We start from the raw sequence: 13,510 nt of genomic DNA, 5'->3' as shown, positions 1-13,510 counted from the left end.
TTTCTACTCCTGGAATTTATCGATGAGTCTGGTCCGTTCCCTGCGCATCAAGATTGACACCGTCGACGTCGGCTCGCTGTTCGCCCTTGATGACGGCCGCAGCTACTTCCGGTTCGACGACGCTTACGCGAAGATGCCAGCGGCCGATCGTCCGGTCCTCTCGCAGGCCTTCGAAGCCGAGAACGAACTTGCCACCCGCCGCCAGTTGCTCGATCCGGCACTGGAAGAGACGCGCGGGGATGGCAAGGGGGCGCTGCCCCCCTTCTTCGAAAACCTGCTGCCCGAGGGCAGATTGCGCAAACAGCTCGTCGACATGGCCAATCTGGCACCGAGCGACAGTCTGGGCCTGCTATCCCTATGTGGTTCCGATCTGCCCGGCAACGTCCAGGCGCATCAAGAGCAGCTTAGCGAAGCGGCGTTGGGGCGTCTTCTGACACAGGGCAGAGACAGCTACGAAATGAGTTTGGTGCAGATGCCTGCGCCGACATCGACCTCATTGTCAGGCGTACAACCGAAGGTGGCACTCGTGCGTGAAGCCGGTGGCCGCTACGTTATGCGCTCAAAGTACGAGGGAGGCCATTACATCGGCAAACTACCCGCGTCAGACTACCCGCAAATGCCGGAAGTCGAGCACACGTCGCTGCTGTTAGCCGCGGCCGCGGGGGTGGCAACATGCGAGCACGCGCTACTGCCACTTAGTGACATTGCAGGACAACTGGATCAGGAAATGCGTACCGACTCGACACGCTTCCTGCTGGCCCATCGCTTCGATCGGGATGCGAACACCCATAACGGTCGGCTGCACGCCGAGGACATGGCTCAGGTCACCTCCGTTTCGCCGCACGACAAGTACAGCAAGGCACTTTCCTATACCGACATCGGCACGATCCTGCTGGCGCGATCGGTCCGGGGCGAGGACGATCTGCATGAGTTCCTTCGTCGCCTGACCGTCAACGAGTTGCTGGGAAACCCGGATGCTCACCTCAAAAATTTTGGCTTCCTGTACCGCACCTCTCGGGATGCCGAGTTATCGCCAGCCTATGACATGGTTGCCTACAGCGCCTGGCTCCGGTTCAGCGGTCACGGCTTTAAGCTCGCTGCGGACGTGGCGAGTCGGGTCATCACGCCAAAGGTGGTGCGCGCGTGGGCGAACGCGTGGGGGCTTCCTGAAGCTATCCTTCGCCGGACGATATCCGAGACGGTCGACGCGGCGATGCGGAAATGGAAAGACGTGCTCAAAGTTGCGCCACTGAGTGACGAACACCGCACCACGATCTGGCAACGCACGCGCGAAACCGGCATGGCCGCGAGTTGGATTAAGCGGCACGGCTGAAGCGGATGGCGGGGCTAAGCGCCCCCGTCGCGGAAACTCCTTCAGACGCTTCTCAACTGGGCCCCATCCCCGGGGGCAACATTCGGCGCAAATCAACAGGCACAGCGCTATCCAGCTCCTCAGACCACGTTCCATCCTCCATGCCACGATACACCTGCTGAGAGGTGAAATTCGCCCCGTCACCGGCGTCCAGCGTGGCTGTCAGGAAACCCCGAATATGTCAGCGTAGTGAGCGAAGGCTTTTTTCCATTTTGTTCCCCGTTTGGTTAGCCACGGCTCGCGAGCGCGCGCTCGATCTTCTTGTCGGCCTTGTACTGGCTCAACGCATACACCGACCAGATCGCGACCGGAATCCAGCCGATCACGGTAAGCTGCAGCAGCAAACAGATAACCCCGGCCATCGGTCGTCCGATCGTAAAGAATTGCAGCCAGGGGAGAATCAGAGCAAGCAGCAAACGCATGTGAATCCTCGTGAGGAAAAATTACCCGAGTTCCGGTCGGCGCGGGGCGACGTCACGCCAGACAGATTCTCACTCGCAGATCGAAATGATCTGGTTCAACTGCTCACAAGCGGCCACGAACACTTCATGTGGCGCTTGTTTCCACGGATGAGGCTTCGCACCGCGAGCGCGCCAGTCGAACGACTTGGGCTGATGACCTAGTACGTAACTGGTCACGTTCTTCGGTCCCTTGAATTTGATCGCGAACGGATTGGTATCGTTGTACTCGGCCATTGTCATAGGCAGGCCAATGACGATGCTCGTTGTCTCGTTAAACACCTTGGGTGACAAAACGAGCATCGGGTGCATGTTCTTCATCTCTCTGCCCACCTGCGGATTGCAGTCGATCCAGATGATGTCGCCTCGATCCGGTGCCCAAGCAACCTTCGACATCAAAGAACCTCCGCACCAACCGGTGTCGCCGCCATAGCTTCGCCACCATGCTTTGACAGGTCAAATTTAGCGAGCTTCTCAGCTAGCGTGAGTTTCCGAGGACCAACAGGCTTTACGGTGACGCCAACTTCATCGGTCGTTACCTCCACCTCAAGTCCAACTTCGAAGTGCGCTGAGCGTGCGACTGCCGCAGGAATACGAACAGCCAGGCTGTTTCCCCACTGTTGAATTGTGAGGGTTGCGGTCTTTGCCATGATGATTCACCTCCAAATGTATCGACAAGTATAAACGCATTTTCTCGATGTTTCAACATGTATCTACTTCATTGAAGCTTCAGTCCGTGGCGAAGAGATCTCGGCGAACCGGTCCATCCCTCGCATCACGGCGGTGGTGGCCGAGGAGAAGTTGCACCGTCGATCGAAGGTCGCTGCGCCAAAGGAGGATTGGCGAAGGTATCTACCTGTGGGCTTGTGCAGTCGTCGTCAGGCGGCGGGGTGTTTCGGGCTCAACGCGAGCGGTTTGTGCCCGAACGAGCGCGTGTTGCGCCCTACTGAGAGCGTCTACGCGCTTGGCACGCTCAGGATCGATCAGTGCCAAGACCTCTCGCGCGTACTGCCGTTAGCCGCGGCATCCAGGAGGATGGCCGCGATATTGTAGGTCTCAGCTTGTGCGCATAACATACGCCCGACCCGCAATTGCTTGTCCGGTTGTGCTAGATGTTGGGAAAAGGAGTTCGCTCCTGCGTCTGTTCCAATAGCTATCCAACACCGCCTGTATCCCCGCGGACGAGAGATGCGCGGCCACCGTCGTGAGGGCTTCGTCCCGAGCTTGCTCAAGGCACCTATTAAGGCACGCGGTGCTCGCGCGCTGTGTGTCGGCGCCAAGGTGCGTCGCGGTCGTCCCCCGTTCTCGCCAGCGGCGCCCTTCGAGCGCCCACCGGCGTTTTTGTTCGTATAGATGCGTTGCGCCGACTCACCTGCGCCTGAAGCGCCGGCCATGCTGGCGCATGGCTCCGGCGAAGACGACGCGGCAGAGCGCGTGCCCGAAATGCCCACTCGCGTCGCGCACGGGCTCCGCGGCGTCACGTCGCCGAATCGCTGGCCGGCTTCATGAGCGGACGATAGACCCAGAAATGCCGCCACGGCCGACGGGCGTGCGCGCAAACCCTTGCAGCGAGCGTGGTGATAGGCGCCACACGCTTCTGACGGCTCAGCCGAATCTTGGCGTCGTCAACAATCGCCGCGAAAATTATGCTTATCTCGCCAGGCGCTTTGTCGGCGACCCAAACTCAAACCGTCCTCCTGAAGTTCTGTCGTTCTCGGGCCTCAAGGAAGACGAGTACGTGACATTCAATTTTCGAAGCTCCAAGCGTCCCATCAAGGCACGCACGAAGATCACGGCCGCGCAATAGTGCATCAAATCGCTGAGTGCCTCGTGCCGGCATTGCAAAGGAGTGGTGCCGATGCGCATGCTGCCTTGCTCGCGGCGCACCGGACTATTCCCCTGTTCGGCGACGAGGAGTTCGCGACGCCGGAGCAGACCACCGTCCAAGAGGCCACCGGGCATCGCATGATGCGGACCACCGGCCATTCGGGGGCGCAAGGACTCGTTCAGGTGCCAGCAGGACAGAATGTCGTTGCCATCGCTGACTGGTTCGCGCGCGCAATGATCGAAGCGATCCGCCAAGGACGTCCCGTCCAGCGCAACACCGACTCGATAGCCCTGCAATGCCGCCGGTTAGATGTAGCGCGCCGCATGGCGCACGACCCGCCGGTGACGTCGCGGGCGATGCCCGAGACCTCCCCGTCGGCGCAAGCGCTAGCGGTTGCGCATCGGATGATGCTCATCCAGCGTGCCGCGCAGCGGGTGTTCCCGTTGATCGACCGCACGCGGCTGCACGCGGCAAATGGCTACCCAGCCGCGACACGGGCCCTGCCATCGACGGCAAAAGGTGTGCACGGAACGTGACTCCCAACGTTCGGGCCGCAGAGGATACGTTGGCGCGGCTTGACACAACTCGCGCGGGCGAACAAATGTCCTGCGCGCCCGCAACGGCACCAGCCACCGCACTCGCATCAATTGGCGGCGATAACGCACTCACGCAGCCATCACGCACGCGTAATAGGCATGGCGCGGCGGCAGCCGCGACGTAGCGACAACGCAGCGGTGAGGCCGGCACGGCACCGGATACATCGGTGCGCGCGTAATCGGCACGCTCGAGCCCGCCTGCGCGCGCTCGGGTATATTCGTACACATGTTGAAAACGGTGCCGCGTCGATACGGACGCGGTTTGCCTCTCGCGCTTTGTCTCCGACGGTTTGCTGTTATGCGGTGCTACGTTGTAAGCGTCGTCTGCAGGGCTACCGTGCGAGATGGTCGACCGTTATCGGGACTGATGTCGAGCCAGGGCGCGTTGCCCGTGGTCGACTCAGCCGCCGTCGACCGTGAGCCGTGCCTCTCGCACCCTGCGGTAATGCGCGCCTCGCCAAGCGGTGCCTCCGGACCCGGGCCCGGCCGCCTCGGCGTGCTCCCTGTTGCTGGACGACTTCGCGCGCCGTACGCATACTAGAGTGCGCTGCAGACGCCGCTCGTGATTTTTTCCACCTCGGCAAGAAGGCAATAGCCGATCCTGGGAACCGTTCGTATGCACCTTGAACCAACCCCCACATCGTCGAGCGTGCTTCGCAACACGAAAATCGTCTGATTAATGCTGCCCTGCGACACCTCAAAACCAAAGTCTTCCCAAACCGCCTGAAAAATGTCCTTGCGCTTGACGATCAAATTCGGGTGGCAGCACAGGAACAGCATCAACCTCGACGCCACCGGTGCGACCGGGAAGGCGCGGCCCATGCCAGCGCTGATGAACACATTATCTTTAGGGGAAAAAACTGCACTCCCATTCACCCTGAATTCGGACATAAATTCGCGATCCATGTTGATCTTCTCCACTTTTTTCGCCGACCGTAAGTTCGCCCCGCCAGCGACTACGCCCCACAACCGGTTTCGTGCTAGCTCAAGCGTAAGCGCCGAATTTGCGCAGGCGCACCCCAGACTTTTGCTGCAAGTCGAAAACTTTTGCGGTGGGGAAATATTTTGCGAACCCTCGCAGGGAGACGCACGAACTCGCCGCGCGCCTGGCAATCTTTTCTCATCAGCGCGAGCGGCTCTGCGGCGGTCACATGGATCGCCGTGAGCTCCGAGGTTGAACTTTCTCGTGACAGGCGTGCCAGAGCGTGAAGGGTCGAGCGTCAAGTCGGGGGGGGGAGTTGTGGGTGCCGAAGCTGGAGCGTGGCCAACGCCGGGAACTGGGCCGGGGACTGAGCGCGGAACGGGCACGCGCACGACGACGTTCTGCCGCTCGCGCAGCTCGTGCGGAAGCCGGCGCCGCCAACCGGAAGCGCGCCGCGAAGGTTCGGTGCGCCCCGCACACCGGCCTCGGATCGATCAGCGGCGGACCATACTCGCTTCATTTCGACGCCCGGCTCGCCTGAATGACCCTGGACAATTACGCTGAGATTGCCCGGGAAAGGCCGTGCCAGATGTGTTCTAGTCAATAGATGAGCGAACTTCTCCATCTGCCCCCCCGAAGCGCTTCGCAGGGGCAGCGTATCCTTGTGGTCGACGACGACGAGGGGGGCCGGATACTGCTCTCCGAGTTCCTCGAGGTGCTCGGATACCGCGTTTTGCTGGCCAGCGATGGATACGAGGGTGTGCATAAGGCGCAGATCCTTCTCCCGGATGCCATCCTGATGGATGTGCGTATGCCGAGTTGTGACGGCATTACCGCCTGCCGCTTGCTCAAGGCGACGCCAGCCACCTGCGATATCCCCGTGATCTTTCTGACGGCGGCAACGCTTCCCCAAGAACGGGTCGCCGGCTTGATGGTCGGGGCGGTGGATTACATCTCCCGCCCGTTCGATCTGGAAGAGCTGCGTTTGCGCCTGTGCATTCACCTCCGACCAGGCCCCAGCGAGAGCCCCGACGACACCACGCAGGCGCCGATGCTCGCTTCTTCCTGCCGGCTCGACGTTGTGCTCTACCAAGCGGCGCGCGCGCGTCTGCTCGAGAACCTCGCCGATCCCCCAGGGCTACAAGCGCTCGCGGCATCGATCGGTACCAACGCGAAGCGTCTGAATGCGGCGTTCAAACAATGTGTCGGGGTCACCGTGTTCGACTATCTGCGGGAGTTGCGCATGAAGACAGCGTTGCGCCTGCTGTCGGATACCACTTTGGAAGTTCAACAAATTTCCGATGAACTCGGCTATGGCAGCGCGGCCAATTTCGCCACCGCATTTCGCCAACGCTTCGGCCTTGCCCCCAGTCAATTCCGCAAGGACCTGCGCAGCGCCCCGGGATAACTCGCCTGCAGCCTGCTGCACATCGTCGACTGCGTCCCGCTCGCCCCCCCCCCGTGGACTTCGGCGGCTTTACGACGCCTTCGTTTGGGCACGCCGGGTCGCTTGGATCGGCCTGTGGCTGTGGCCATCAGCAGTGATGGCCGCCGCACCGGCGCAGCCCGAGTGCACGGTTGTCACCGAGGCACCGTCGCTCGCGCCGGCGCGTATGGCGATGCTGCGAGTCGACGGCCAAGGCCTGACGGTAGCCGATGCCCTCGCACGCGAGGACTGGCGCGTGGTGCCTGCGTCGGCGCTCAATATTGGCTTCACCTCCGACACCATCTGGCTCACCGGCACACTATGCAACCCAAGCCAGGCGCCAGTCACGCGCTGGCTAGCGGTTGGGGCCGCGCGGCTACAGTCCGTCAGCTTCTTCCGTATGCTCCCCAACGGGACCGGCCCGGCACAGACAATCTTGGCGGGTAATACGCGCCCGATCGCGGCGCGCCCTGTGAAAGCGTTGCTGCCCATCTTTCCCATCACCTTAGCGCCAGGTGAGCGCATCCAGTGGGTACTCAAGGTCTACAGCGCCTCGGCAGTGGAGATTATCCCAACCTTATGGGAGCCCGCGGCCTATCGCCAGAGTGAAGGCGAAGATCTGGTGGGCGCCGCCCTGCTCACAGCCATTGCGCTGCTGGCCGCGGTGTTCTCCGTCTTGCAGGCCTGGAGCTGGCGCGACCGAAGCTTCCTTCTGCTCGCAATCTGGATGGGGCTAGCGCTGCTGTATGCGATGGCCTCGCAGGGATATCTCTATCGATTCATTTTCGACCGCGGCGGCCCATGGGCGCTGCGCGCACCGGCCACGCTTGGCACCCTCGCCAGCGTCTGCTACGCGGCGGTCACGCTCGCCTTTGTCGGCCTGGAGCGCGTGCGACTGTGGAACTGGGTCTACCGACTCTTTATCGTACTGCTGCTGCTTGGCGCACTGTGGACCGCGTTCGGCGACTACCGCTCCGGCACCATTTACTCCAACGGCATCATCCTGTTCTTCTACGCGAGCTGGTTCGTCTCGCTGCTCGACGCGTGGCGGCGACATCTCACCAATGCGCGCGTCTTCCTGATCGCCTACGCCCCGGTCTGGATCGTCGTCGTCCTCAACTTCCTGCAGCTTTACGCGGTCGTCGATTGGCCACCCTTGCGCTCGGTGCATACGTCGTGGCTTCCTGGACTGTGCGTCATCGGGATGGTCGGCGCGCTGGCGACACGGCGCTCCGCGCAAATGTATGCGGCGCACGCCGCAGCGCTCGATGCCTTTCTGGACGCCCACGCGGCCGAACAAACGCGCCTGGAAAATGCCGTGCTCGAGCGCACCACCGAGTTGCGCGCGGCGCTGGCGTTGGCCCATCAGGCCAATCGTGCCAAGGCAGACTTCCTTGCTAGCATCAGCCACGATCTTCGCACGCCGCTCACCACGATCCTCGGCTTTGCCGAACTGCTCCAGTGCGACGGCGCAGCGAGCGCCGAGCGCGCGCGTATGATCCGCAGCAGCGCGCAACACATGCTGACCATGGTCAACAATCTGATCGACTATGCGCGTGGTCACGTGCCCGACCCGCATGCACGCGCCGCCGTCTATCTTTACGCGCTGCTCGACACGGTCGCACAGGCGGGTGCCGAGCTGGCCCGTCGGCACGGCAATCGCTTCGCGTTTCGCATCGACGCCGAGGCGCCGCCCGTGGTGGTGCTCGACGCGGAGGGTCTCTATCGCGCGCTTGTCAACTTGTTGGACAACGCAAGCAAGTACACCAGCGATGGTGACATTACCCTCGCCGTCGCGGTCCATCAGGGCGGCGCACCGGAGCCCTCGGTAACGTTGCACTTCCAGGTCTCGGATACGGGGCCGGGCATCGCACCGGAAAATCATCGCAGCGTACTCGAGCCGTTCAAGCGACTCGCCAATGCTCAGGGGAAGCCGGGCATCGGCATGGGCCTGGCGATCACCCAGCAATGGGTCAGCGCACAGGGCGGCACGTTGCGCATCGAGAGCGAGCTGGGCGCCGGCACCACCGTGCACGTGACGGTACGCTCACGCGTGGCGAGCGAAGCAGACGTCCCTCAGCATCACCTCGCGGCCGTCAGGGCGCAGGGACGCGACATCGACGGAGCGGGGCGCCTCATCTGGGTCGCCGATGATACGGCCGACATTCGCCATCTGTTGGAAGACCATCTGTGCACCCTGGGCTTTACCGTTGAGGTTTTTCAAGACGGACTTGCGGTCATCGAGCGCATGTCGGCACCGCTCACTTGCCGACCCGATTTGCTGCTCACCGATCATTTGATGCCTCGCGCGGACGGCCTCGAGCTACTGGGTGCCGCGCGAGCTTGGCGGCCAGACCTGCCGGTGGTGCTGTTATCTGCGTTGCCCTATCCTGTTGCCGGCGAAGCGCCGCTGCGCCGCCCGACGTTCGACGCCGTGTTGCGCAAGCCGATCGACTTCTCGGAGCTGCAAAGCACGCTTGCGCACCTGCTCGGACTTCACTCGGGCGACTTGGCGTCAAAGCCGGGCACCACGGCACGCATCGACGGCCCCGCGCGGACCGACGACGCATAGCGCTGGCCACGACACGCCAGGCTCGCGGCGCTGAGCGCATCGTACGACCTATGTCGGCATCAACGTGACACGTCGAACGAGTGTCGAACTCCGGTCCATGACCATGCTCAGCGGCGCGTCAGCCATCGTTGCGCCAGCGCCTCGCTGGGCAGCGGGGCCGAGAAGTAGTAGCCTTGACCCCATTCGAACCCCAACCGGCTCAGCGTGGCGCACTGTGCTTCGGTCTCGATGCCCTCCACGATCACCGGCAGCTTGAGCATGTCCGCCATCAGAAACATCGCCCGGCATAGCGCCTCGCCTTTGCCTTCCGCGCTCAGGTCGTCGACGAACTGCTTGTCGATCTTCAGACTATCGAGCGGGAGCTTTCGAAGATAGTGCAGGTTCGAGTGCGCCGCCCCGAAATCGTCAAGGGCAATTCGAAAGCCCAGTGACCGGAAGCGCGCGAGCGTGGTAGCGGCGACATTGATATCTTCCACGATGGCCGACTCTGTGACCTCGAACTCGAACAAGGACGGCACCAGGCCATGGCGAGACGTGCACTGCAGAATCTTTGAGGGCAGATCGGAATTACTTAGCTGGCGGGCCGAGAGATTGATCGACACGCACGGTAGTACAAAACCGCTGGCCCCCCACCCAAGCAGCTGTTGGCACACCTGGTCCAACACCCGCCATCCGAGCATCTCGATCAAATCCGATTCCTCCGCCACCGGGATGAACTCGTCTGCCGGCACCGCGCCGAGCGGCGGACAATTCCAGCGGCACAACGCTTCGACGCCGTATAGTTTGCGTGACGTCAAGCCAACTTTCGGCTGGTAATGCACGCTCAGCCCAATATTGCTTTCGATGGCCTGCCTTAGGGCGATCTCCAGAGTGAGTCGGCGTGCCGCGGATGCCTGCAAGCGCGGGGTATAGATCTCCATCGAATATTCGCCACCTGCCGCGGCGCGATCCAGTGCGCAACGGCTTTGGCGCATCAACGCCTGCGCGCCGTTCATTCCCGCCTGCGCGATGCTCACACCGACGTTGATGCCGATGACGACGTCCATGCCATGCGTGTGCAGCGGCGTGTGGAATGCCGCGAGCAACTCCCGCGCAAACTGTCGCGCTTCGTCTTCCCCGCTCTGTGTCCGGTAGAAGCAGAACAGCTCACCCTCGAGGTGCGCCATCGAAGTGCCTGCGATGAGCGTGCTGAGCCGAAATGCCGCCTCCAGCAACAGCGAATCGGCAACGGCATCGCCGAGCGCCAACCGAATCCGGCGCACGCGCCGCAGTCGAATCGTGAACACCGCGAACGGCGCGCCGGCACTCTGCGGCGTCCCGAGGGCTGCGGATAGTTCCGACTGGAAGTCGCCGTGATCGAGCAATCCCATAAGTCCTTCTCCGGGTAAAACCGTCGTTTTCGCTACGCGGTACGATCTGCGGCGCACGCGCCGATGAGACGCCGACCGTCAGCGTCGGAACAAGTGTCGGTATGACGGACATGGCCGGAAGGCCTGCCCGACCGCGCGTCAGTGCCACGACGGCAGACATCCTGAACAGTAAGAGGGGGGACGAGTGCCCCCGGGCTGGCGCGACAATGCCGTCCCGCTGCGGCCGACGCGTCACCGACCCGAAAGCCCCCGGCGGCGAAGGGTGGCAGAGGCGCCTGACGCAGCGAATGCGCGAAAAAAGTCGCGTGCACGGGGGGCGTGCACGCGACAACCCGCCCGTGCTTACGGGGGAGCGAAATGACACAGGCGGGACGCGACGCGACGCCCATGCCAAGCAGCCCGTGCCTTAGACTGCCTGGACGGTCTCTTCCTCCTTCTCATGGTATGGCGCCGGATGCGCGTTCGTGTCAGCGCTCTCACGCTGCATGACGCTGGTTGGATGAAGCCGACCACGCTCGACGAAGGTCGGTATGCTACGAATCACATTCTTGACATAGGTCGGCGTGATCAGGCCAGTGCACTCGAACTGGCGCGCCGTGCCCTTGTGTCGCGGACACCACATGAAATCGAAATGGTCGAAACGATGCCTTACGTCGTTCCAACAGCTATTGCAGGTGTGATGGTTGATGATGCGATACGGCGTCGCGAACTCATTTGACTCGTGCGTGAAGCCGCTGATCATCACCACCGGCGTCCCCGTCGCCCACGCCAACCACGCCAGGCCACTCGACAAGCCGACAAAAAAATCCGCATGACGCAGCCACCGCGCACGCTCAGTCAGTGGCCTGTCGCCCGTTGCGTCCTCACACCCCCAAGGAATGTGGTTCCAGGTCGTGCCCACACCATGCGTCGATTTCTGATCGATGCAGATCACCCGGTAGCCAGCCTCCTTGAGAAACTGCACGATTTCCTTCCAGCCCCCCGGATAATTCCAGTACTTGCATTGTGTCGACGCCTGTACCGCGATGCATACGTATTTTTCCTGTATCGGACGCGTATCGTCAGGCAATGACAGGAGCGGCGGCATTTCCGTGGGATCGACGCCGAGGATGTGCCCGGCCGTGCGATGCAGTCCAACATGCCGAAAGTCACTTGGCTGAAACACGCATTCGTGGTCGTCAAAGAACAGGCCGATGCGATACGTCGCGTAATACCGCTCGACCTTCACTTGCTCGGGCGTGGTGAATTCGATGTGCGGATACGCGCCCTTGAACAGCGGGATGAGCAATGGCGACATCGATACCGTCAGCCGGCATTGGTGCTTTTCCTGGAACTTCACGGCATAGGGAAACCATCCGACGAGGTCGCCTAACGTGCCGACCGGAAACATAATCAACACGTCCTTATCGCGCGCGTCATACCGATGACGCATGACTGTCTTGCCGTTCTTGCTGATCTCGATCTCGAACGGCACGAAATACTTCTTCGCGCTCATCACACAGCCCTCTCCCATTGACGTGTGGAACAGGATATTGCCGGTATGGCTATCACTTAGACAAACTTTCCAGTCGCCCTTGGGCACCATAACCCGGCAGCCTTCGTTGAAATCGAAACGAATGCCGCTGCCTTGCGGGCCGGACAGCGTGGGCAGCGTTGGCGCCGGCGGATAGGGTGCCTTGCCGGGCGCCCCCGCCGATGTCAGCACGGGGCCGGGCGCGGGAGCAAGCGGCGCCGAAGCAGCCGGGGCCTGCCCAGGGCCAAGTGGACTCGCACACTGCGGCACGACGGGGGCCTGCGTAAAGGCCGGCACACATTGCCCCTGGAATGAAACCGCCTCGGGTGAGGAAGAATCGACGCTCGACATCAAAGGCTCCTCGCGCTGTAGGCACGACCAGTCTCGTCGCGGAGAGGCCCCCCGCCTTTCTGCCACCGTGGCGGCTGCGGACGACATCACGATCGCGCTGGTACGGGCTGTCTGTTGGAGCCCTCATGCTCTCGCATAGGGAAGCCCGCGGCAAATCTTCACGCATCACGATTTATCACTATGCATCACCATCTCTGCCCTCGGCAGCCCCTAGCCTGACGGCCTGTGGCAACACTGGCAGCGCGATCATCGATTTTGCTTCCGGTCAAGCTCATTCGCATGCACACTAGAGCCATCATGACTCTGCTACGGGCCCGCCTCTCATGCGTACTGTGCTTACCGCCACTCTGCTCTGCCTGCCCTTGTTCGCGCTCGCCGAGTGCAAGGACCACCTGAACGCCTGGACGAACACACTGCAGCCCGGGCGTGCGCTCGACACCGCACTGGCTGCATGCAAGGTCTGGCCAGCGAATCCTTCGCAGACGCTCGCCGTGCTGCCATTGCCGCAAAAGGGCGGCACTGACGAGGGCACGGTGTATGACGTGGAAATCGTGGTCGCGAACAGCGAGTCGGGCAAAGTCGTGGCGCATCACTTTGAAAAGGCCGCGTTCCGGTCCGACGCGACCGTGCTGCGCAGCCTCGCGCTCGACACGGCGCCGTGGCGTCTCGCGCCGCAAGTGGTGGCGTTCGGCGTGCGCGCCGAACACGCGGGGACATCGCGCGTAAATCCGTTCTCGCAAACGACACTGGACCTTTACGTGATTGACGGCGCGACACTGCGCAAGGTCGTCGACAATTTCGCGATACAAACCAGCGGCGGTCAATGGGATGGCAATTGCGCGGGCAGCTTCACCGATACGGCCCGCGTGATTTCAGTGGGGCCGGCGGGTCAATCGGGTTATGCCACACTCGTCGTCAGTGAGAAGACCGTCACGACGACGAACCGACCCACCCGCGGCGATTGCCAGAGCAAGGAAAACACATCGAAACGCCCTAACGTACCGATCGAGTACGACGGGACGCACTACCCGGTGCCCAAGGCGTTTGTGCGTCAATGAAGGAGGGCCGCGCAAGCGCCCCCGCACGCGCGGGCGCCTCGCTG

At 62.2% G+C, this 13,510-nt stretch carries 11 protein-coding genes; 5 read left to right on the top strand and 6 right to left on the bottom strand.

The annotated features are described in order from the left end of the window. Positions 1 to 22 precede the first annotated feature (22 nt). Positions 23 to 1,333, top strand: coding sequence for a type II toxin-antitoxin system HipA family toxin (locus tag AB870_RS23505; RefSeq protein ID WP_047909332.1), 1,311 nt, complete (start codon positions 23 to 25; stop codon positions 1,331 to 1,333). A gap of 266 nt (positions 1,334 to 1,599) precedes the next feature. On the opposite strand, the gene AB870_RS23500 is transcribed toward AB870_RS23505, so the two are convergent. The 3 genes from AB870_RS23500 to AB870_RS25875 all read right to left on the bottom strand — a co-directional run bounded on the left by AB870_RS23500 (position 1,600) and on the right by AB870_RS25875 (position 2,480). Next, positions 1,600 to 1,794, bottom strand: a complete 195-nt coding sequence (locus tag AB870_RS23500) for a YqaE/Pmp3 family membrane protein (RefSeq protein WP_047909331.1) — start codon at positions 1,792 to 1,794, stop codon at positions 1,600 to 1,602. A gap of 69 nt (positions 1,795 to 1,863) precedes the next feature. Next, on the bottom strand, positions 1,864 to 2,226 hold the full coding sequence (locus AB870_RS23495) for a type II toxin-antitoxin system PemK/MazF family toxin (protein ID WP_047909330.1): 363 nt from the start codon (positions 2,224 to 2,226) through the stop codon (positions 1,864 to 1,866). Further along, positions 2,226 to 2,480, bottom strand: a complete 255-nt coding sequence (locus tag AB870_RS25875; RefSeq protein ID WP_084664299.1) for an AbrB/MazE/SpoVT family DNA-binding domain-containing protein — start codon at positions 2,478 to 2,480, stop codon at positions 2,226 to 2,228. Before AB870_RS25875 ends, AB870_RS23495 begins: the two co-directional genes overlap by 1 nt. Positions 2,481 to 3,660: 1,180 nt before the next feature. Between AB870_RS25875 and AB870_RS23485 the strand changes: the two genes are divergently transcribed. After that, positions 3,661 to 4,194 carry a hypothetical protein gene (locus tag AB870_RS23485; protein WP_157112505.1) on the top strand — a complete coding sequence of 178 codons (534 nt, stop codon included), beginning with the start codon at positions 3,661 to 3,663 and terminating at the stop codon, positions 4,192 to 4,194. 597 nt (positions 4,195 to 4,791) lie between these two features. On the opposite strand, the gene AB870_RS23480 is transcribed toward AB870_RS23485, so the two are convergent. Next, a complete protein-coding gene (locus tag AB870_RS23480) occupies positions 4,792 to 5,175 on the bottom strand; it encodes a winged helix-turn-helix domain-containing protein (protein WP_047909327.1) in 384 nt (127 codons plus the stop codon). Positions 5,176 to 5,783: 608 nt separating this feature from the next. Between AB870_RS23480 and AB870_RS23475 the strand changes: the two genes are divergently transcribed. Both AB870_RS23475 and AB870_RS23470 read left to right on the top strand, forming a co-directional pair. After that, the gene (locus AB870_RS23475) at positions 5,784 to 6,584 is read left to right on the top strand and encodes a response regulator transcription factor (protein WP_047909326.1); all 801 of its coding nucleotides are present in this window, start codon (positions 5,784 to 5,786) and stop codon (positions 6,582 to 6,584) included. Positions 6,585 to 6,720: 136 nt separating this feature from the next. After that, positions 6,721 to 9,174 (top strand): hybrid sensor histidine kinase/response regulator, encoded by a 2,454-nt coding sequence (locus AB870_RS23470; protein ID WP_053059772.1) that lies wholly within the window; start codon positions 6,721 to 6,723, stop codon positions 9,172 to 9,174. Positions 9,175 to 9,281: 107 nt separating this feature from the next. Here AB870_RS23470 and AB870_RS23465 read toward each other — a convergent pair whose 3' ends face one another. Both AB870_RS23465 and AB870_RS23460 read right to left on the bottom strand, forming a co-directional pair. Next, entirely contained in the window at positions 9,282 to 10,544 is a 1,263-nt protein-coding gene (locus AB870_RS23465; protein WP_047909325.1) for a putative bifunctional diguanylate cyclase/phosphodiesterase, read from the bottom strand. A gap of 406 nt (positions 10,545 to 10,950) precedes the next feature. Further along, positions 10,951 to 12,408, bottom strand: a complete 1,458-nt coding sequence (locus AB870_RS23460) for an autotransporter strand-loop-strand O-heptosyltransferase (protein ID WP_084664295.1) — start codon at positions 12,406 to 12,408, stop codon at positions 10,951 to 10,953. A 323-nt stretch (positions 12,409 to 12,731) separates the two neighbouring features. Between AB870_RS23460 and AB870_RS23455 the strand changes: the two genes are divergently transcribed. Further along, positions 12,732 to 13,466: a PA3715 family protein gene (locus tag AB870_RS23455; protein ID WP_053059771.1), complete on the top strand. Its 735-nt coding sequence runs from the start codon at positions 12,732 to 12,734 to the stop codon at positions 13,464 to 13,466. Positions 13,467 to 13,510 lie beyond the last annotated feature (44 nt).

The sequence above is a fragment of the Pandoraea faecigallinarum genome (assembly GCF_001029105.3).
Classification (GTDB): Bacteria; Pseudomonadota; Gammaproteobacteria; order Burkholderiales; family Burkholderiaceae; genus Pandoraea; species Pandoraea faecigallinarum.
This window is presented reverse-complemented; position numbering and strand designations above follow the sequence as displayed.

What these genes read in the sequence shown, in the direction of transcription:
- AB870_RS23505 (WP_047909332.1), top strand. Translation starts at nt 23, where the DNA reads ATGAGTCTGGTCCGTTCCCTGCGCATCAAGATTGACACCGTCGACGTC.
- AB870_RS23500 (WP_047909331.1), bottom strand. Translation starts at nt 1,794, where the DNA reads ATGCGTTTGCTGCTTGCTCTGATTCTCCCCTGGCTGCAATTCTTTACG.
- AB870_RS23495 (WP_047909330.1), bottom strand. Translation starts at nt 2,226, where the DNA reads ATGTCGAAGGTTGCTTGGGCACCGGATCGAGGCGACATCATCTGGATC.
- AB870_RS25875 (WP_084664299.1), bottom strand. Translation starts at nt 2,480, where the DNA reads ATGGCAAAGACCGCAACCCTCACAATTCAACAGTGGGGAAACAGCCTG.
- AB870_RS23475 (WP_047909326.1), top strand. Translation starts at nt 5,784, where the DNA reads ATGAGCGAACTTCTCCATCTGCCCCCCCGAAGCGCTTCGCAGGGGCAG.
- AB870_RS23470 (WP_053059772.1), top strand. Translation starts at nt 6,721, where the DNA reads ATGGCCGCCGCACCGGCGCAGCCCGAGTGCACGGTTGTCACCGAGGCA.
- AB870_RS23465 (WP_047909325.1), bottom strand. Translation starts at nt 10,544, where the DNA reads ATGGGATTGCTCGATCACGGCGACTTCCAGTCGGAACTATCCGCAGCC.
- AB870_RS23460 (WP_084664295.1), bottom strand. Translation starts at nt 12,408, where the DNA reads ATGTCGAGCGTCGATTCTTCCTCACCCGAGGCGGTTTCATTCCAGGGG.
- AB870_RS23455 (WP_053059771.1), top strand. Translation starts at nt 12,732, where the DNA reads ATGCGTACTGTGCTTACCGCCACTCTGCTCTGCCTGCCCTTGTTCGCG.